Raw genomic sequence first — 20,110 nt, 5'->3', positions numbered from 1 at the left:
TAACAGAAAGGTCCGTTTTCGTTGCCGACGAGAACGGACCTTTTTCGTTGTACCCCGCCCGCTTTATCTTTCCCTTATGCGCTTTTCCTCCTTGCTGTCCTGTTGGTTGTGCCTCTGGGCTTTGTTCTGCGGCTGTTCGTCGGATGCGGATACCCCCCCGGACCTGCCGGCACCCCGTTTCACCCTGGTCAGTCCGCAAGAGAGCGGGCTGTCGTTCAGCAACCTACTCACCGAAGGACCCAATACGAATATCCTCATGTATGAGTACTTCTACAACGGGGGAGGCGTAGCCGCGGCGGACTTCAACCTGGATGGAAATATTGATCTCTACTTTACCAGTAACCTGGCCGAGAATCAACTCTACCTGAACCGGGGCGACTGGAAATTCGAGGACGTCACCGAAGTAAGCCAGACCGCGGGTCGACCGGGCCCCTGGAAAACGGGCGTCACGGTGGTGGATATCAACGCGGATGACCGACCCGATTTATATGTCTCCTATTCCGGTATGCTTCCGGCGGCCAAGCGCCGCAATCAACTGTTCGTCAACACCGGCACGGATGAAAGTGGCGTACCCCGCTTCCGGGAGGCTGCCGCGGACTATGGTCTTGACGCCCCGGCATTCAGCAACCAGGGATACTTCGTCGACTACGATGGGGATGACGACCTGGACCTCTTGCTGCTCAACCACAACCCGAAGTCTCTGCCCATTCTCAACGCCCAAAAAACGCAACAACTGCTCCGGACGGATGACCCCGAACGGGGCCTGCGGCTCTACCGCAACGATGACGGGAAATATGCCGACGTGACCGAAGCGGCGAACATCAATGGCTCGCCCCTCAGCTACGGCCTGGGGCTCGCACTCAGTGACATCAACGGAGACGGCTTACCCGATTTTTACCTCTCCAACGATTACGAAGTACCGGACTACCTCTACATCAATAACGGCGACGGAACTTTTACCGACGAACTCAGCCAGCGAATCGGGCACACCAGCCACTTCAGCATGGGGAACGACATCGCGGACATCAACAACGACGGCCTACCCGATATTTTCACCCTGGATATGCTCCCGGCCGATAATCACCGGCGCAAGCTGCTCATGGCGGACGACAACCGCTCACGCCACGACCTGAACCGGGCGAGCGGATTTACGGAGCAAACCATGCGCAACATGCTCCATCTCAACCGCGGCGACGGCAGTTTCGCCGAAATCGGGCAGCTCGCCGGCGTGAGCGCCACCGACTGGAGCTGGTCGGCACTGCTGAGCGATTTCGACAACGACGGCTGGAAGGACCTGCATGTCACCAATGGCTACCTGCGGGACTATACCAACATGGACTTCATCAAATACATGGACGATTTCGTAGCAGCCCGGGGCAGATTACAACGAACCGACGTACTCGAGATGCTGAAGGAAATGCCGGCATCCGACCTGAGTAATGTTATTTTCCGGAATGGCCAAAAGGAAGGTTTTGACGACGTAACAGCTGAATGGGGGCTGGACCGGCCCTCTAACAGCAATGGTGCCGTTGCCGTGGACCTCGACAACGACGGTGACTTGGACCTCGCGATAAATAATATCAACCAACCGGCCTTCCTGTACCGCAACGAAACCAGCGACGGTAACTACTTGCAGGTGGCTTTGCGAGGTGATGCACCCAATACCCAAGCCATCGGAGCTAAAGTCGCTATCGAGGTAAACGGTACGGTTCAGGTGCAGGAGTATTTCCCGAACCGGGGCTATCTCTCCAGCAGCCCGCCCGTTCTACATTTCGGTTTGGGCGACGCAGCGCAGGTAGAAAGCCTGCTCATAAACTGGCCGAATGGATCGGTATCCGAATTCCGGGACATCGCGGCCAATCAGCGTCTCTCAGTTGAGCAGGACGCCGCTTCGCCTGCCGCCGCAACCGAGATGCCGATAGCGCAATCCTATTTTTCAACGGCCCCTTCCCCCGTATTTTATACCGACGACGGTCCTGGTCTTCGTGATTTCGACCGCCAGGCCCTGCTCCCCAGGAACCTGTCCTCTACCGGCCCGGTGATGGTCACCCACGATCTGAATGCCGATGGATACGAGGATCTGTTGATTGCCGGCAGCGCGAGTAAAGGCGTAGAGCTGTACCTGCAGCAGCCGAACGGCTCTATGCAAAAGCCGCTTACGATCGGTCGTACCTCCACCAACACCCACCGGATCACCGACCTGGCCGTTGCCGACCTGAATAACGATCGGCTCCCAGACATCTACGTAGCCCAGGGGGGCTACGGTATGGGATCGGACGGGGAGTTCCAGCCGGACTACTGGCTCGCCAACCAAGGGGACGGCCGGTTCTCCGTAGCGCAAACCTTTCCCGACATATCCGGTCCGGCGAGTACGGTAGCTATAGGGGGTACGGGGCCTAGCTCCGGGTACCCCTTGATCTTCCTGGGTGGTCATGCCCTACCCGGATCCTATCCCGTCGCTGAATGGAGCTACCTGCTCGTCGCGGATGCCTACGGCAACTATCAACCGCTGGAGCTGCCTGAAGGCAATGCGCTACGTGAGTTGGAGTTAGTAACCGACGCCGCCTGGCACGACCTGGACGGGGATGGCCAGGCCGAGTTGATCGTCGTCGGCGAATGGATGCCGGTCACGGTCCTATCCACCGATGGGCGCAACGTCCGGAATGTCACGGAGGATTACTTTCCGGCATCACCGAAGGGATGGTGGTACACCCTGTTACTCGACGATTTCAACGGAGACGGGCGCGTCGACATGCTAGTGGGTAACGAGGGGCGCAACAATCAGTACGGTGCGACTCCGGAAAGCCCGGTTACCCTGTACGCCGCCGACCAGGATAACAATGGCAGCATCGATCCGATCTTTAGCTACTACATCCACGGGACCCGATATCCCGACCTGACCAGGGACGAACTGCTCGCTCAGCTCAGTGGCCAGCGGGCCCGCTACACCAACTACGCCAGCTATGCCGATGTCACTACCGAGGAATTAGAATCTCGTCTCGAGAAAGAGGGCCAGCATTTAGTAGCGGACCGATTGGAAACGAGTCTTTTTTTGCAGAACGACGACGGTATTTTCGAGCTTGCGGCCCTACCCGTCGAGGCGCAATACGCGCCGGTATACGCGGCCGCCAGTTTGGATGCCGACGGCGACGGGCATACGGACCTTATCCTCGCCGGCAACGAAACCAAAGCCCGCTTACGCTACGGCAGCTCCGATGCCAACACCGGAACCCTGCTACGCGGGCGTGGCGACGGCTCTTTCGCGTACGTCCCACAGGCACGCTCCGGTCTTCAGTTCAGGGGATCGGTACGCTCGCTGGCCACCTTTCAAAATAAGCTAATGGTAGGCGTGCGGGAGGGGGAGCTAACCGCCTACGACCGCACCACGCCGACGAAATAGACCTGGGTATGACCAGAGGCTTGCAGCCGAAGCGTGTACCTTCGCCGCTCGTATGGATCCTTCCGACAAGCTGCTGCACCGCCTTCCCACCGGGACGGAGACCACTCCCCCACCCGACCGCTTTACGTTCCCTTTCTACTACCGTCCGCACCCGCTGGCGACGGCCGCGGCCCAGGACCTGCAGGCCCATTTGCAAAGTGAGAAATCGTGGAAGTTCGATTTCGGGCTGAAAGAATCCGGGACCGGCCGCCAGGGTAAGATGTTCGGTGTACTGGTGGTCCGGGATGGGGAAGGCCGACTGGGCTACCTGGCTGCCTACTCCGGAAAACTGGCAGACAGCAACCACCTACCCGGCTTCGTCCCCCCGGTCTATGACCTCCTGGACATATCCGGCTTCTACCGCGGCGGAGAGGCCGAAATAAACGAGGTCACCAAGGAACTTGAAGCGCTTCGTGCCCGCCCGGCCTACAAGGAAGCCAAGGAGACGCTACGGATCACCCACGAGCAAGCCAAGGAACAGCTTACGGCGGAACGGCAGGCCGTAAAGGCCGGTAAAAAGCGGCGACGCCGGCTCCGGGAGGAGGCAAGTCATTTACCGGCCGGAGAGATCGAAGCCCTGGAGAAAGCGCTTGCCGCCGAGAGTATCCGGGAAAGCTATGGGCTCAAAGACCTGAAGCGAGCGGTAGAACACCGCGTAAAGCTGGCCGAGGAGGATTTGGCCCGCTTGGAAGCAGAAATAGCCGCTACCGAAACCCGGCGACGGGAGATGTCCGCCTCCCTCCAGGAGCGCATCTTTACGGAGTATGCCTTTCTGAACGCGGAGGGAAAGTCGCGGGGGCTGGGCAGCATTTTTTCCGAGACGGTATTCGGCGTACCTCCCGCCGGAGCGGGGGAATGCGCCGCGCCGAAGCTCCTGCAGTACGCCTTCGCGAACGGATTTCGTCCGGTGGCGCTGGCTGAGTTCTGGTGGGGCCAGTCGCCGGGTTCCGAAATTCGCCAGCACGGACAGTACTACCCGGCCTGCAAGGGAAAATGCGAACCCATCCTCTCCCACATGCTACAGGGCCTATCGGTGGACCCGAATCCGCTACTGGTAAATCCCGCCCAAGACAAGCAGTTACGGACCGTGTACGAAGACGAATACCTGCTCGTGATTGACAAGCCCCACGAGTTCCTCTCCGTGCCCGGCCGTCACATCGAGGATTCCGTACAGCACCGACTTCGCAACCAATACCCGGAGGCGACGGGCCCCCTCGTCGTACATCGTCTGGATATGTCTACCAGCGGCCTGTTGCTGGTGTCTAAAAGCAAGGAGGTTCACAAAAAGCTGCAACGCCAGTTCTTCCGCCGCTCCGTGGAAAAGCGGTACCAGGCACTGATACGCGGCAAGCCGGAGGGAGTGGAAGGGTACATCGATCTACCCCTCCGCGGTGATTTAAATGACCGGCCGCGGCAGATCGTTTGTCAGATACACGGAAAGACCGCCCGCACCCGCTGGCGTATTGTCGACACCGATGCCGCTACCACCCGCGTTGATCTCTGGCCGGTCACCGGCCGCACCCATCAGCTACGGGTACACTGCGCCCACCCGGAGGGCCTGAACGCGCCGATCGTAGGTGACGACCTCTACGGAGAACCCGGTGACCGGCTGTGCCTGCACGCCGCCTGGTTGGCTTTCGTACATCCGATTACCAGGCAACGGATGGAAGTCGATTCACCCGTTCCCTTTTGAGCGCTTATTACCTGCGCTCCGCCGCCCGCTGAACAATCATTGAACTGTGGCCGATAAATAGTAGATAATCCCACACTATGAAGACTATTTATACCCACCTGTTTGCCCTATGCTTCCTTGCGCTGTGCAGCTGCGATAGCAACGATACCACCACGGAAACGAGCACGGCGGACCTGCCGGAAACGGAAGAAGCGATCGAGGAAGAACTCGTCCCCGCTAATATGGCGCCCGAATTCGTCGAAGTGCTCGAGGCGCACGGCGGCCTGGCCAATTGGAACAATGTGAAAGGCCTCAGCTTCCTCATCAACGGCTTCCCCACCGGTGACGGTGACCGTACCATCAGTGACTACCACAAGGTGAACCTCGGCAACCGCTACCACCAGATCGAAGGGGAAGGATACGAAATCGTGTCCCGCGGCGATACGACCTGGGTCACCCCCGACATGCAGGTGACCGGTGTACCGCCCCGGCTCTACCAGGGGGCCTCCTTCTACCTTATGGGCATGCCCTTCGTCTTTGCCGATGCGGGCCTCACCGTCACCTACGCCGGTGAAGCCGAGTTCGGGGAGGAAACCGTGGATCAGTTCAATGTTCAGGTCCCCGACGAGATGGGCGATGGCGGAAATGACTACCAGCTCTATACCGACCCAACTACCCACCAGCTGAAATACTCCACTTTCAGCGTGAACTACCCGGCCGTGGCGGATATGGACCTTCGTCAGATGGTTGAGTTCAACGAATGGCAGACCGTCGACGGCCTGATCGTACCCTCCGTTATTGTACTCTATACCGCGCAGGGCGAAATTACCGAAGGCACCCCCGGGTCGACCATCAGTTTCGAGCGGGTCGCTTTCTCCGAAAACCCCTTCGATGATTCCGTATTCGACACCCCGGAAGATGCGATGGTCGATGAAACCGCCTATACGAAGTAAGCGCTAGGTACCCAGCCCCGGACGGCCATTCGGATAAAGGATTCCTTTTTCCAACCGAAACAGGTGACTGAAGGGATCGACCTTGAAGTCCAGATGGCCATCCAGGTCGGCGTAGGCGATGTTGGGGCGGCTCAGCGCAAAGTGCAGGCCCGCGGCGATGCCGAGACCGCATTCGTCGAGACAACCCACCATCACGTCATTGGCCGCCGATTTGGCGACGGAATTGATGTGTAGCGAGGGCCAGATTCCGCCCACCTTCTGCAATTTAATATTGATCATGTCGGTGAGCTCGTGCTGCGTCAGCCGGAATGCGTCACTGAGCGTTTTCAGGCTTTCATCGGCCATAACCGCGATCGGGGAATCCCTAGTCAGCGTACCCATCACGGCCTCTTCGTTGATGCTGGTCGGCTGCTCGAGGATGTCGACGCCGAGCGGCTGAGCGGCGCTGATGAAGTGCAGCGCCTGTTCGAGCGTATAACCCTGGTTGCCATCAAAGCGAAGCGTCACCTCGGGATAGCGTTTCCGGACGGCCCGGATGCGCGCGATATCCTCCTGGTAATCCAGCCCTCCCTTGATCTTCAGAATATTGAAGCCCTGATCCACGTATTGCTGTGCACGGACCATCGTATCGTCGAGCCCGAGAATACCAATGGTCACGCTGGTCGCGATCTGCGTGCGATAGCCGCCCAAAAATTCGTACAGCGGTACGCCGGCCTTCTTAGCGACCAGGTCGTAGAGCGCGCTGTCTACCATAGACAGGGCTGAACTCTTGATCGTGGTACGCAGCTCCTCCAGGAGACGGGCGTAGTGGAAAGGATTCTGACCGATAAGCGCCGGCATGATGTGATCGAGGATGGACCGTTCCACGTCGGCCGCCGATTCATCCGTGACGGCCATATCCGGCGCCGCGCAGCCGAAACCGGTGAAGCCGTCATCGGTCGTGACCTTCAGCACGAAATTAACCGCCGCCCCGATGGTCTCGTAGGCGATGGTATAGGGCTCGATCAATTCCAGGTCGTAGCGATCGTAATCAATTCCGGTTATCCGCATCGGAGCGAAGGTAGCTGGAAATTTGCTTCACGAGCGCATCGGCCCCGTGGGCCAGGACATCATAGCAGGGAAGACCGGTCTCTTCGGTGACCGCGCGGCAGGCGGCATCGATCTCATCGGGCTGCAATCCCTCGTGGTTGAGCGTCACGGCAATGACTTCCCGACCGGAGACCGTCTTGATCGCGTTGATCTGCTCCGGCAGGCTATGGAGTTTGTACCCGGGGAAGCCATCGTATTCCTTCCGCGTGGGTGCGTGCTGGAGCACCACGTAGTCCGGTCGTCCGGCGGCCAGGATCTCGAATCCACCCGGGTAGGCCGGGTTCATCAGGGAGCCCTGTCCTTCGATGACGATTACGTCCGGCCGCTCGTTGCGGTAGGCGCTAACTACCGCGTGCTCGATTTCACCCGAAACGAAGTCATTGATACAGCTATCCATGATCATTGAATACTTGGCGCCCTGCATCCACCCGGTCTGCCCGGTACCGATCATCTGGGCGCCGTAGCCGGCGGCTTCCAGTCCGTGCACGATCAGCCAGGCCGTGGTCCGTTTGCCGATGGCGGAATCGGTACCCAACACGGCAAGCTTCAGACAGTCCACCTCCTCGATGTCCCCCGAAAAGAAATGCAGTTGATCGCGATCGGGCGTCTTGCGCACGTCGCGAATCTTCACGCCGTATTGTTCGGCTGCTTCGCGCAGGCCCGGATCGTTGCTGATAAAATCGTGCAGCCCGCTGTCCACATTCAGCCCCGCCTGGATGGCTTCGCGTACCGCCATCCGGCCCGAGCCGGGCAACCTTCCCCCGTCCGGGGCCAGGCCGATGACGAAATACGCCGGCCGCTGATCGCTCTGTTCGAGGGCATCCTGCAGGCACGAATAGACCGGAATACCGTTCGGTTTACCATCCAGCACCTCGCCGCTGTCGCGGCCGGCGTACTGCTGGTCGATGATGCCAATCACCCGGTAGCGCCGCGTGAAGCGGGCCAGGCCATGGGCCGTTTTGCCATTGGGTGTATTAAATGCGCCGTCGGCGTAAACGATGGCGTTGCCGTCAAGAGGCGTAGAACTCATATTTAATTATCGTTTGGCGGTAAGAACCGCAATCTGTACGGAATGATCGCTCTCTTCAGCGGTAAGCCCGATCAGGCCCGCGGTCGAGGCCGGAAGCACCTGCAGGGCCTCCTTCTGACTTAAGTAGCTAGACATTTTGCGCATCTGCTCGTCGGTGACGTGGCAGGCCCCTCCCCCGCTTTTCCAGACGGCGTTCAGCGCTTCCTGCCCGTCAAAGCTATGCCAGTTAATGAGCGGTTCGTTGATGTTGGTTTCCCTGATTTTATTCGGATCCAGGTCTACGCAGCGTCGGCTTCCGGCGAGAAATGAGGTGACGATGGGGTTTTTGCGGATGGACGAAGCGGCCAGCATCCGCGGTAAGCGATCCGTATGCCCGTTGTTCATCATGCGTTCGAAGCCGTAAAAGATGCCGGCGAGGAGCGTTCCATTGGATACGGGAACCGCCACCCTGTCCGGGACCTTTCCCAGCGACCGCACGATTTCGGTGGCAATATCCGCGTAGGCCCGTAGCTGCAGGTCCGTATTCTCGGCACCCGGATTGGCATCGTAGCCCCCTTCCCGTTGCGCCCATTCGCTGCTGATCCGCACCGTGTCTTCATAGGTACCTTCCGGGCGGTGAAGGTTTGCCCCCAGTTGTTCCATTTCTCCGAGACGCTTCGAGTGGTAGGAAGCGGGCAGGAAAATCTCACAGCGCAGACCGGCCAGGCTGGCAGCGAGCGCGACGGCTACCCCGTAATTGCCACAGGTAGCCAGAACCACGCGCTCGTGTCCGTTGGCGAGGGCCTCCTCGACGTGCGCAAAGGCGATCCGGTCTTTTTGCGTACCGGTGGGATTATCCCCCTCGAATTTGAGGTATAGCTGGTCATGATCGAAGTCCCGCTCCAGTCCGCGTGACCTACGTAGCCAGGTATCCCCGACTTCGCGCTCGATGATCTGGCTAAAGGCATGCAATCGATCGATCTGGCTAGCGCTTTGATTACTACTGGTTTGCGCCAGTTCTCGCGCTGATTTACTTACGGTATTATCCGCTGTTCGCACGGCATCTCTTAGGGTCATAAAGGGGTTGCTCTACCCTACTAACCGGGGGCGGGTCGAATCGTTTGCCGTCACTCATTGCGGCGGAGCGCAGGTAGAGCGTTTTCCGGCCAACCGCTTAGCGGCTACGGGTTCCGTAGGCAATGCGGTAGATGATGCCGTTCGTGTCGTCGGTGGCAAGTAAGGAACCGTCGGGCATCTCCGCCAAACCGACTAAGCGCCCCATTTGCTGCTGGTCCTTATTGCGGAGCCAGCCGGTGGCAAAGTCTTCGAAACCGGTGGGTTGACCGTTATCGTCGAAGGTGATGCGCACGATCTTGTACCCACTCGGCTCCGAGCGATTCCAGCTACCCCGTAGCGTAACGATGGCATCATTCCGGTATTCGGCCGGAAACTGGTCGCCACGGTAAAAAATGAGATCCAGGGGCGCACTGTGCGCGGTGTAGGTAAGCACCGGGCTGGTCACTTTCTTCTCAAAGGCCGCGAAACCTTCGTCGGGTTCATCGGCAGGATTGTACTCCCCGTCCTCGTAGATGTAGGGCCATCCGTAGTGCTTTCCGTCCTCCAGGAGATTTAGCTCTTCCCGCTGGGCATCGTCTCCCAACCAGTCGATCCCGTGATCGAGGCCATAAAACGCGCCGGTTTCCGGGTGCCAGTCGAACCCAATGGTATTTCGCAGTCCCTTGGCAAAGATCTTGCGCTCACTTCCGTCTGCATTCATCCGTACCATCGTGGCGTTTTCGTCATTCGTTTCCTTGCAGGCATTGCACGTACTTCCTACGGAGGCGTACAACATTCCGTCGGGACCAAAAGCGATGGTCCGGTTATTATGCTGGCCTCCTTCGGGGAATTCCTTTGCGATCGTATCGATCGGACCGAATTTACCGTCTGCCCGGAGGGAGGTTTTCATAATCTCGTTGACGGCCATCATATACAATTCATCCCCACGCAGCGCCAGACCGTGGATGTTCTTCATCTCAAAGATCTTTTCCTGGCTGTCCGCACGGCCGTCACCGTCGGCATCCTTAAGCATATAGATATCGCCTTCCCGACGGGTCACGTAAACGGTACCGTCGTCCCGTACGGCCAGCATGCGGGGCTTGCCCATATCCTCGGCGTATTTCTCGATGGTGAAACCTTCCGGCACCTGGAGTTCTGCTACCCGTGCGTCCGTTGCATCCACTCGCTCGGGTTGAAAAACAAAGCCTTCTACACGGGCGCGGTTAATGGGGTCTTCAGGGGTAGACGACAGCGGTTGTACTTCAGATGCGGTACTGCAGCCCGCTATCAAAAGCGGGAGGCAAAAAAGGGGAATGCGTTTCATAGGTTCGGTTTAATCGGAGGGGATACCAAAGCGCCAAACCGCGGTCTTAAGCCGGCTGTTTCGCCAGCACTTTGTTATGTGCGTGGCGGGAGGTAAAAGCGTACCTTTCTTCAAATTGCACACAACTATGGCCAAGATCAACAAAGAAGACCTCCACCCCGACGTATACCGCCTCTTCGACCGCTACGTACACAGCAAGCTGGAACGGCGCGAATTCATCGAACGGATCGGCGCGTACGCCGTCGGTGGGCTCACCGTGGCCGGTATCCTCGATTACCTGCAACCCAAGTACGCTACCGCCGTGCAGATCAAGCCCGACGACGCCCGTATTGAAACGGAATACGTGGTGTATAAGTCGCCCGACGGGGGCGGTGAGATCCGGGCACTGCTGGCAAGACCGGCCGGCGAGCTTACCGCCAAGCCGGGCGGCGTGCTGGTCGTCCACGAAAACCGGGGCCTGAACCCCCACATCGAAGACGTGGCACGACGGGCGGCCGTAGCGGGATTTGTCGCCCTAGCGCCGGACGCGCTCTGGCCACTGGGTGGCTACCCGGGCAACGACGATGACGGCCGGGAGCTACAGCGGCAGCGCGATCGAGATGAAATGCTGGAAGACTTTATCGCCGGCTACGCTTACCTTAAGGACCACCCCGACACGAATGGCAAGGTCGGCGTTGTGGGTTTCTGCTTCGGTGGGTCCATTGCTAATTCCATGGCCGTGCGTTTACCCGGTCTGTCCGCTTCCGTCCCCTTTTACGGTGGACAACCATCGGATGAGGAGGTTTCGAAGATTCAGGCACCCCTTCAGCTACACTACGCCGGACTTGACGAGCGCGTCAATGCCGGATGGCCGGACTATGCGGCTGCCTTGCTTCGGGAGGGCAAACAGCATTCCGCTCACGTGTACACCGACGTCCAGCACGGCTTCCACAACGATACCACGCCCCGTTACGATGAGAAAGCGGCAAAGCTAGCGTGGGATCGCACGATTGATTTTTTCACTTACTACCTGAAGGCATAGATGTCGGTCTATGGCCGGTCACGGAATATGCGCTGAGTAAAATTAAAGGTGTAGGGTGGCCGCCCGATGACCGGTACGGCCAGCTGAAAATTCACCTCCATGTCCGCCCGCGGAAAGACCAGCTTGCCTACCGCTGACTCCCCTGGACGCAGGGTCGTTTTACGGAAGCTGTAATCCAGCCAGAAATAGCGGTTATCGGGGGCGGGTATTTCCTCTTCCGTTGGGGCGTAGTTCCGCTGAAGGAGGTTTTGGTTTTGTTGCAACACCGCGAAGGTCATGGCATCGGCGACCTGGATGCCCAAATCCGCGACCAAAGTTGCGTCGGTGGGAACCTCGGCCACCGAACCACCGCTCTTTGAGATGGCATAGGCCGACGCAGCGACGAGCACGGCCGCTCCCGCCCAGGCCATAACCCGCGCGGAACGCTGGCGACTGACGGATTCCAGGTCCATCGATAACAACTGGAATTCCGGGTCCAGGGCGGGTATTTGCGCATCGGCTGCTAGCTGCAGGTAGGCCTCGACGGGATCAAACAGGATGTCTTCGGTGGATTCATTGATCACTTCCGCGTCGAAAACTAGGTAATCATCGGAGGCATCATAGTAGCTGACTTCGACAGTGACCTCATCCTGGCGCAGCGACTGTACCGGATTACCATAGCGGTATCGATCGATGTCCTGCTCCGCCGCCGGACTGATCCGAACGACCTGTAGCGGCTTTCCGCAGGCCGATAGGAGGAGAAGGATAGCAAGGGCTGGTAGGTATAGGTGTTTCATAGGGGCGATTTAGCCCTATTAAATTAGTACCTAACCGTCTTCCATGTACCCATCACCGTGAATTTAAGAGAACTTTAGCGCAGTCTACTGCGAGAGGACTTGCTTATCGAAGGGATTTAGCCCTACCCCCTGCACCTGGGCTTCCGCTTCGATGCGGAACTCGCTGTTCACTCCGCGTAAGCGTTTGGCCGCCCAGGCCAGGCCGCCGAATAAAGGGTTCCGGTTGCCAAATTCGTCCATCGGCGATGGCAGGGGGCTGAAGGCGATGCGGAAATTAAGTTCCACGGGTACCCCTTCGCCTGGGACGGGAATGGTATCCGTTATCACTTGTCGGCCCAGCTCGTATTCGTCAACGAGTTGATCTTCGTCCTTACCGCGGCTGTATTTTTCCACCATCACGATCTTGACGGCGGTGACGGTTTGGGGGTGCTTGCTGGACAAGCGGATTCTGCCGGCCAGACTACCCATCTTCGGACTAAAGTCAGGGGGAAGGAGTAATTCCAGTTTGACGCCCTCGATCCCCAACCATTGTTTTACTTTTCCTAGCATTTTCGAAATTTAGGCATCCATCGTCGGATACATCCGTTCTTATCGACAAACGCCCCCGGCACCTATAAGTTAGCCTATGCAACTAATCACCAACGATCAGGTCAGGAACCTCGGTAATCTGGAACTTCTTGCCCGGCAGGTGGTGGAGGGCTTTATCATCGGACTCCACAAAAGTCCCTTTCACGGCTTCAGCGTCGAATTCGCCGAGCACCGCATTTACAACCAGGGGGAACCCACCCGCAATATCGACTGGAAGGTGTTCGCGCGTACCGATAAGATGTACACTAAGCGCTACGAGGAAGAAACCAACCTGCGCTGCCAGATCGTGATCGACAATAGCTCCAGCATGTACTTTCCGGAGATCGGCAACCGGACGGAGGACTACGTCAATAAGATTCGATTCTCCACGCTGGCCGCTGCCAGTCTGATGAATTTACTGATGCGGCAGCGGGATGCTTTTGCCCTTTCCTTCTTTAACGAAAAACTGGGCCTGCACACCCGCCCGAAGTCCAGCACCACGCATTACCGCCTGATGCTGACCTACCTGCAGCAACTAATCGACCATCCTACCCACGATGTCAAGACGGCTACGGCGGATGCCCTGCACCAGATCGCGGACAGCATCCACCGCCGTTCACTGGTCGTCCTCTTCAGCGATATGTTCGATGCCACCGATAAGGAAGACGAACTCTTTGCCGCACTGCAGCACCTGAAGCACGCCAAGCACGAAGTCGTCCTCTTCCACACGATTGACAAATCGCGGGAGATCGACTTCGAGTTTGAGAATCGGCCGTACGAATTTATCGACATGGAATCCGGCGAACGGGTCAAGCTACAGCCGCAGCAAGTACGCGAATACTACGTGGAGCAGGTGGCCGCTTACCAGCAGCGCTTACGGCTTAAGTGCCTGCAGTACAAGATCGATTACGTGGAGGCGGATATTCACTCCGGCTTCCGGCCGATACTGCAGCAGTATCTGGTCAAGCGGGCCCGGATGCGGTAAAACGACGCTCCTTACTCTTCTACGGTTTCGAAGGCGCTTTTGGCGCGACGCAGAAAGGTTTGGGCCGTACCGGGGGTTACCTCGAGGATTTCGTAGGTGAGGCCGTCATCCATTTCCAATACGAGATCTTTTGGCTTCACGCTCCGTAACTCGTTCATGAAGGTATTGTTGTTACTGACGACGTTGAGGATGCCGTCTTTGTACCCGAAGAAGTAGTAGGTTTCGCTCGGCGACTGGATGTACAGGTAAAGCCGATCGTCGCCTCCCGTGGTCATCTTCACTTCCAGGTAGGACTCGAAGCGGCGGCTGATCGGGCGTCCGGCTACGGATGCCAGTCCGTTTAGGGTTTCCGTACTGACGAACGATTGGTAATCGGTGCTCCACTTCATCTTCATATCGGAGAAGAGGAAGGTGTGCTTGTTGATGGCCGGCGGCAGGTCGATGGCATCGGCTGAGAGACCAGCAATGGCCCGGTCGCGGTCGCCGCCTTCGGGAAAGAGCGTTTCGATGCCCGCGGTTGCAAAGGGTACGCGCTGGTTGATCAATAACTGTGGCGCACTATAGGCCCCGGAGGAAATATCGTTGACCAAAATTTCGGTCAGCGACCGCGGCAGGATAAGGTCGATAGCCGTCATGATGTCTACCTCGGTTTCCGGGTAATTCTGTTCCGTGCGGGCGCGCTCGTTGATATCCACGATGCTGATGTCCGTCGCCGGTGCTTCCTCGACTTCCTCCTCCAGCAGGAACATATTATCGGTCAGGGTTTCCGGATCGTCACCGGTAGCGGAAGTGTCTTGCGGCTCGGTGGCGGTCGGAACATCGGCTACGGCGGGTTCGGGTTCCGGCTCGCGGACAAATTGCTCGGGGAGTTCCATCGCTACGGTCCCGTAAGATCGCATGCTGATGTACTTCAGGCGCCCGCCGATGCCCAGTTCACCGTCGCCGGTCACTTGCCCGTTGGCGTGATCGAAGACCATCAGATTACCCACCCTCGCTTCGGGATCGTTTACGCGAACGCTATCACCGAGCAGGAAGGCATCGCGGCTCTCATCGTAGGTGAATACACCGCTGGCGTCGAGAATGGCATGGTCCGCGCGACGCTGCGGCGTCTGAATGATGCTGGGATAAATATTACGCTCGGGTTTGCTCAGGTAAAAACCGGTATAAAGGGGTTTGGCATCCTTACCTAAGGCGTCTTTGGTATTGAGAACCAGGTTATTCTTGTCGCCCATACTTTCAACCACGAACCATTCGGCACTCGGCAATTTCTCCGCCTCGATGCGGGCGTAGCCGTCGAAGGCCAGTTCCTTATCTCCGGCGTCCAGTTGGATGGTTCCGTAGAATCGGGTTTTATCGTCGATGTAGAACTGCGTCGTCTCTTCGATCTGGCCCTCCGCCCGGGTCGCCGTTTTCTTTTCCGACTTCAGGCCCTTCCCTACCCGCGTACCGACGATATTCTGCAATTCGAATTCCTGGACGTGGTCACCTACGTTATACTCATAGAAACCCGAAGCGGTGTACTCTTTCCGCCCGGCGATATCTACGGTGGCGCGGTTGATGACGTGATACTGGTTGAGGGTATCCGCTACGATTTGTGCGTTGGTCAACTGCTGGATCTTTCCGCCGGATTCGACGACGAGAATGCTGTCTCCCGGAATGATACGGGCATCGGCGCTGATGACGTAGGGTACGCCCCCGACTTTCAACTGGCTGGCCAGGTTATCGTAGACGGCGGTTGTACCGGTGAAGGTCAGGCTATCCTGATCGGGATTAATGCTCGAGAAGCGATCCTTTCCCTCGCTGGTTTCGAAGGTAATGTTGCCGCCGGCCATGTCCCAATCGAAGCGATCGCTGGAAGTGCGGAACTGGATGTACGGAAGTTCGGTATTGAGTTCGTTCCCGTTGGAGCCGAAGGAAGCCTCCCCGGTAGCGAAATTGAAATCGGCATTGACATTGTTGGTGGTTAGGGCGAGACTGCCCGGATCCTCCTGGCTCTTGATGCTTACACTGGCCGTATCGATTTGCACGTCCTTCGCGCCGAAGCTGAAGTCTTCGCTCGTCACGGTAGCCTGCGACCAGTCGAGTTTACCACCGCCACGGAGCGCTTCCGGAGTCAGAACGAGGGTTCCGTCGAAGGTGTGATCTCCCGTACCGAACAGATCGAAAGTCTCCCCCTCCTGGGGCACCACGGCCAATGAGTCGCCGTAGGGCATAAAGGTCACGTTCACCGTTTCTCCACGTACGTCCGGGACCTGTCGGATATCGGTAACGGACTCATTGAGTACGAAAGACTGCGCGGTCGTGGTTGCACTGTCTACTCCAAAGCGGATATTTGGGCTGGTGATTTCAGCCTCTAGGTATCTCAGGGTGCCGTCTCCTACCAGGCCACCGTTATTCAGGCTTACTTCTCCGGTGTAGGCGCCCCGGTCGCCGTACATACTTTCCGGCATGCTGTCAATCCGGGCTACGAAACCCAGGCTTCCGTCTTCCTGAATTTGCAGTTGCTGTTTCATTCGGGGAAAGATGCCTCCACTGACCAGCTCGCCCTCCAGATTGAGGTTGGTTTCGGTGAGGCTGTCCAGATTATTCAAACTGAAGGGAGCCAACTCGAAATAAAAGCTGTCACGGGAGTATAGCGAACTGGAGTCGGCCTGATCGTAATAGATGTACGACGGACCGCGCGTTTGCAGCGAAGGAAAGTAGGCGATGTCCTCGGATCCACTCTTGTTCTTCGGAGCATCGAGAAGCAGGTAACCGCTGACGTGCTCCAGTCGACTGGCCGTCGACAGTTTACGAGCCCCCGGCTCCATGTTCCCACCTTCGGGAAGGAAGAGGTCGATATAGCGTACGGAGTCAAACTGAATATAGTACGGATCGTACTTGAAGTGAAAATCATTGCCCGTGAGGATTGCGTTGCCGGCGTACACCTGCCCGCTGAAGTCCAGGTTCCGGTCACCCACTATAGCGACCTGACCGCCATAGGGCTTAATGGCCAACTGCTTCTTAGGATTGAACTGAAGCGGCTTGACGCCCTCGACGAGAATGGTACCGGCATTCAAATCGATGAAGGCATTTTCCGTTTCGATGCTGCTGATCAGTTCGAGGCGGTCATAATCTTTGGCCTCACGAGCCGAGAGTACGTAATGTTCCAGTTTCTCATTTACGATCACTTTTTGACTTTCCGGATTGTAGGTTAGAAAGCCACGCGATTGCAGGTCGAATAGAACGGATTCAATATCCCCACTGGTCAGTCCACTCTGGAAGCGCTCGGCGATGCCGTTGGCGGAAAGGGTATCCGTTGCCGCGTAGAGATCGTGCTGGTACCGGTAAATCACTTCCAACGGATTAAAGCCCGCTAGTGCCCGAATGCGGGTGTAGTCGAGCATGTTGAAGTAGTTTTCGCTTTCAAAGTGAACGTCTCCCTTTTCCTGGAAGCTAACGCTGGTCCGACCGACCACGGCACTGTCGCCCTGGAGGTAAACATTGATATTATTGGCATCGATCGCGAAGTGATTCGCGCTGTGCAGAAAGGGAGCCCTATCCGCGCTGCTGTTCGTTCGCTTAAGCTTGACCAGGCGGTCTTCGATATCCACTTCAATACTGGTACTGGGGTGGTAAAGACTATCGCCGTTGAAAAAGATGGCCATGTTGACCTGCTGGCCCGTAAGGCGGTCGCCCGGCACCACGACGAATTGCCTGGCCGAACCCCGCATCTTGAGTTCGTCACTAGAATTGCGTATTTGCAGGGTGACGGGTATATCGGAATCTTCCGAAGTGGTCGCGAATATGCGGGCGGCACGCAGTTCAAAGCGCCCGATTAGGCTCATATTCTCGCCGATATTGTCAATGGTAACAAACTTATCATTGGACGTGAATCGGGGTACCTCACCGGCTGCCCGCGGTCCACTTCCCTGAACCCGGTCTTCGTACTGACCGTAGATAATCTTGTCACCGAAGTAGGGCGGATACTGTAATTGCGCACTGTCAGAGGTGAGGATATCCCGTTTAGTATTCACGTGATAGTCGACCAAACGGACGAAAATGTCCGAGGGGAGGCCGACCCGCTGCCAATCGCTGCGTCCGCCTTTCCCGGTGACCATTTCATTGGTGAGATCCACATACAATTTCGTTTCCTGGATCAGCAAGCTGTCTCGTTGCTTCGCCCCCTTGAGCCGATAGACTTCGTCAATGAAGAGCACGGGAGATTCGTCGAATTGGAAACTGGGCTTTCCACCCGCTACGTACCAGCCCTCCGGCCCCTCGTTGTTATCCAGGCGGGAGCGGGTGAGGTAGCTTAACGAAGTGGAAAGGACATTACTGACGGAGGAAGGGGAACTGGCATAGACATCCAGCGTCTTCGCTAGCAGGTCGTGAAACTCTTCAAACAGTTGTGCTCGCTCGTCATTAGACAGAGCGATCTGGATGTCTAAGTAATTGGCCATGGGACCGTCAGCGCGAGCGTTGAAGTTCGCTAGCATAACCGAACTCTGAACGACACGCTTCTGCTGGGCTTCTGTGAATCCGCCACCCAAGAAAACGCCGATAAAATTAGCGTAGGATTCTTCCGCTCGTTTATTCTTCGTGGCGGTCATATATGCTTCCAGCTGTTCCTCGAAAGAAATCAGTTCCGCATCCGGTTCTAGGGCGGACAATTGAGCATGGGATACCAGGCCCAAAAACAGTAAAGCACATAAAAGGTAATACCGCATCGCTAACTTGTTCATTCGCGGATAAAAACGGCCGCCCGCCAATCTTCGCGCGCCACGGTCCGAAGGTGTTGAAAGCCGGTCTGGCCGTAGTGTTCGACCACCCGTTTTTCGTCCTGCAGAAGGATACCACTGAGATATACCCTGCCACCCACACGAATATTGTCTCTCAACGCCTCTGCAGATGCTAATAGTACATTGCGATTAATGTTTGCCAGCACCACGTCGTACGGTGTACCGCTAATTATTTCGTCCAGGGTTCCTACAACTAAACGTTTCAAGGCGACATCATTAGCGGCGGCATTTTCCTCCGTGTTTTCTATTGCCCACGGTTCTATATCGACGGCATCCACCTCGCTCGCTCCGAGTCGCTTCGCAAGGATGGCCAGTACCCCGGTACCACAACCGTAGTCCAGAAATCGCTGTCCCTCTTTCGGATCCTCCGCGAAGTGCTCGAACAGCAACTCGCACATCATATGGGTGGTGGCGTGGTGCCCGGTACCAAACGACATTTTTGGATCGATCACCAGGTCGTGTGCCACCCCATCTACCGGCGGATGGAAATGGGCCCGTAGCGACAGCCGATCGTCGATTCGGATCGGGGTAAAAGCGCTCTCCCATACTTCGTTCCAATTCTTTACTTCCATCTCTTCAGCTCTGTACGTGAAGGATATACGCTGCTTAAGATCATCCAACACCTCAACCCAATGCTGGTGTCGATCGGATACGGCATAGGCAATTAGGCCGGAATCGGTCTCCTGAAAGGAATCAAAGCCATCGTCGGCGAGCAATGCCAGCAAAATATCCGAGTCGTCGGTGGAGCAGTCAATATGGTAGGCGGTGAAAGTATTCGTCATGGTCTCGCGCGTATAATTGGGTAGCGGGTTGCAAGGTAGGGGCAGATAGCGGACTAGCAACATAAGAGCCCGGAAAGACTACCTTGCATTTTGAATGGTCCTACCGACCGCCTTCCCGCGGCGTTGCATGTGTCGGCGGTTCGGCCGGATACCAGTCCCAGCGCTAAACAAACCGATCCCTTGAAAGTCCAGCTATACTTTATCGGAAAGACGAAAGAGAAGTACCTGCGTACGGGCGAAGACATCTACAGCAAACGACTCAGCCACTATCTCCCCGTTTCCGTCGACACGCTCCCGGATGTACGCCAGGGAGGAAAGATGAGCTCGGATGAATTGAGGGACGCGGAGGGGAAGGTCATACTGGGAAAGCTGAATCCCGAGGACCGCCTGATCATACTGGACGAAGGCGGGGTCAACCACTCCAGCGTGGAACTCGCAAACTGGCTGGAGAAAGAATTGCAGCGTCCGGCGCGTAGACTGGTCTTCGTGGTAGGCGGAGCATTTGGTTTTTCGCAGGAAGTCTACCAGAGAGCGGATCAGCAACTTAGTCTGAGCAAGATGACCTTCAGCCACCAGATGGTGCGTCTCTTCTTGCTCGAACAGCTGTATCGGGCAATGACTATCCTGCGGAATGAGAAATATCATAACTCCTGACC

14 protein-coding genes are annotated in these 20,110 nt (G+C 57.1%); 6 read left to right on the top strand and 8 right to left on the bottom strand.

Annotated features, from left to right (window positions below; all coding sequences use genetic code 11):
• Positions 1-76 precede the first annotated feature (76 nt).
• From DRW39_RS03620 to DRW39_RS03610, 3 genes are all read left to right on the top strand, one after another.
• Positions 77-3,400, top strand: a complete 3,324-nt coding sequence (locus DRW39_RS03620; RefSeq protein WP_116105598.1) for a VCBS repeat-containing protein — start codon at positions 77-79, stop codon at positions 3,398-3,400.
• Positions 3,401-3,452: 52 nt separating this feature from the next.
• Complete coding sequence (locus DRW39_RS03615; protein ID WP_116105597.1) at positions 3,453-5,132, top strand: RluA family pseudouridine synthase; 1,680 nt, start codon at positions 3,453-3,455, stop codon at positions 5,130-5,132.
• Positions 5,133-5,209: 77 nt separating this feature from the next.
• Positions 5,210-6,064: a hypothetical protein gene (locus DRW39_RS03610; RefSeq protein WP_116105596.1), complete on the top strand. Its 855-nt coding sequence runs from the start codon at positions 5,210-5,212 to the stop codon at positions 6,062-6,064.
• A 3-nt stretch (positions 6,065-6,067) separates the two neighbouring features.
• Here DRW39_RS03610 and DRW39_RS03605 read toward each other — a convergent pair whose 3' ends face one another.
• From DRW39_RS03605 to DRW39_RS03590, 4 genes are all read right to left on the bottom strand, one after another.
• Positions 6,068-7,114 carry a mandelate racemase/muconate lactonizing enzyme family protein gene (locus DRW39_RS03605; RefSeq protein WP_116105595.1) on the bottom strand — a complete coding sequence of 349 codons (1,047 nt, stop codon included), beginning with the start codon at positions 7,112-7,114 and terminating at the stop codon, positions 6,068-6,070.
• Positions 7,095-8,183 (bottom strand): DUF1611 domain-containing protein, encoded by a 1,089-nt coding sequence (locus DRW39_RS03600; RefSeq protein ID WP_116105594.1) that lies wholly within the window; start codon positions 8,181-8,183, stop codon positions 7,095-7,097. Before DRW39_RS03600 ends, DRW39_RS03605 begins: the two co-directional genes overlap by 20 nt.
• Before the next feature lie 6 nt (positions 8,184-8,189).
• Positions 8,190-9,239 (bottom strand): pyridoxal-phosphate dependent enzyme, encoded by a 1,050-nt coding sequence (locus DRW39_RS03595; RefSeq protein ID WP_116105593.1) that lies wholly within the window; start codon positions 9,237-9,239, stop codon positions 8,190-8,192.
• Between the two features lie 97 nt (positions 9,240-9,336).
• A complete protein-coding gene (locus tag DRW39_RS03590) occupies positions 9,337-10,542 on the bottom strand; it encodes a PQQ-dependent sugar dehydrogenase (protein WP_116105592.1) in 1,206 nt (401 codons plus the stop codon).
• 127 nt (positions 10,543-10,669) lie between these two features.
• On the opposite strand from DRW39_RS03590, the gene DRW39_RS03585 reads away from it, so the two are divergent.
• Complete coding sequence (locus DRW39_RS03585; protein WP_116105591.1) at positions 10,670-11,563, top strand: dienelactone hydrolase family protein; 894 nt, start codon at positions 10,670-10,672, stop codon at positions 11,561-11,563.
• 8 nt (positions 11,564-11,571) lie between these two features.
• On the opposite strand, the gene DRW39_RS03580 is transcribed toward DRW39_RS03585, so the two are convergent.
• Together DRW39_RS03580 and DRW39_RS03575 are read right to left on the bottom strand one after the other, a co-directional pair.
• Positions 11,572-12,339 carry a hypothetical protein gene (locus DRW39_RS03580; RefSeq protein ID WP_116105590.1) on the bottom strand — a complete coding sequence of 256 codons (768 nt, stop codon included), beginning with the start codon at positions 12,337-12,339 and terminating at the stop codon, positions 11,572-11,574.
• An 84-nt stretch (positions 12,340-12,423) separates the two neighbouring features.
• Positions 12,424-12,888 (bottom strand): hypothetical protein, encoded by a 465-nt coding sequence (locus DRW39_RS03575; protein WP_116105589.1) that lies wholly within the window; start codon positions 12,886-12,888, stop codon positions 12,424-12,426.
• A 76-nt stretch (positions 12,889-12,964) separates the two neighbouring features.
• Here DRW39_RS03575 and DRW39_RS03570 point away from each other — a divergent pair, with 76 nt between their 5' ends.
• Positions 12,965-13,891, top strand: coding sequence for a DUF58 domain-containing protein (locus tag DRW39_RS03570; protein ID WP_116105588.1), 927 nt, complete (start codon positions 12,965-12,967; stop codon positions 13,889-13,891).
• A gap of 11 nt (positions 13,892-13,902) precedes the next feature.
• On the opposite strand, the gene DRW39_RS03565 is transcribed toward DRW39_RS03570, so the two are convergent.
• Both DRW39_RS03565 and prmA read right to left on the bottom strand, forming a co-directional pair.
• Positions 13,903-18,543: a hypothetical protein gene (locus DRW39_RS03565; RefSeq protein WP_157975912.1), complete on the bottom strand. Its 4,641-nt coding sequence runs from the start codon at positions 18,541-18,543 to the stop codon at positions 13,903-13,905.
• A 68-nt stretch (positions 18,544-18,611) separates the two neighbouring features.
• Positions 18,612-19,454, bottom strand: coding sequence for a 50S ribosomal protein L11 methyltransferase (gene prmA, locus DRW39_RS03560; protein ID WP_157975911.1), 843 nt, complete (start codon positions 19,452-19,454; stop codon positions 18,612-18,614).
• A gap of 180 nt (positions 19,455-19,634) precedes the next feature.
• Between prmA and DRW39_RS03555 the strand changes: the two genes are divergently transcribed.
• Entirely contained in the window at positions 19,635-20,108 is a 474-nt protein-coding gene (locus tag DRW39_RS03555; protein ID WP_116105829.1) for a 23S rRNA (pseudouridine(1915)-N(3))-methyltransferase RlmH, read from the top strand.
• The last annotated feature ends 2 nt before the right edge of the window (positions 20,109-20,110 follow it).

The organism is Lewinella sp. IMCC34191 (assembly GCF_003390935.1).
Lineage (GTDB): Bacteria > Bacteroidota > Bacteroidia > Chitinophagales > Saprospiraceae > Neolewinella.
The sequence above is the reverse complement of the archived record's forward strand: the minus strand, read 5'-3'. Positions and strand labels throughout refer to the sequence as shown.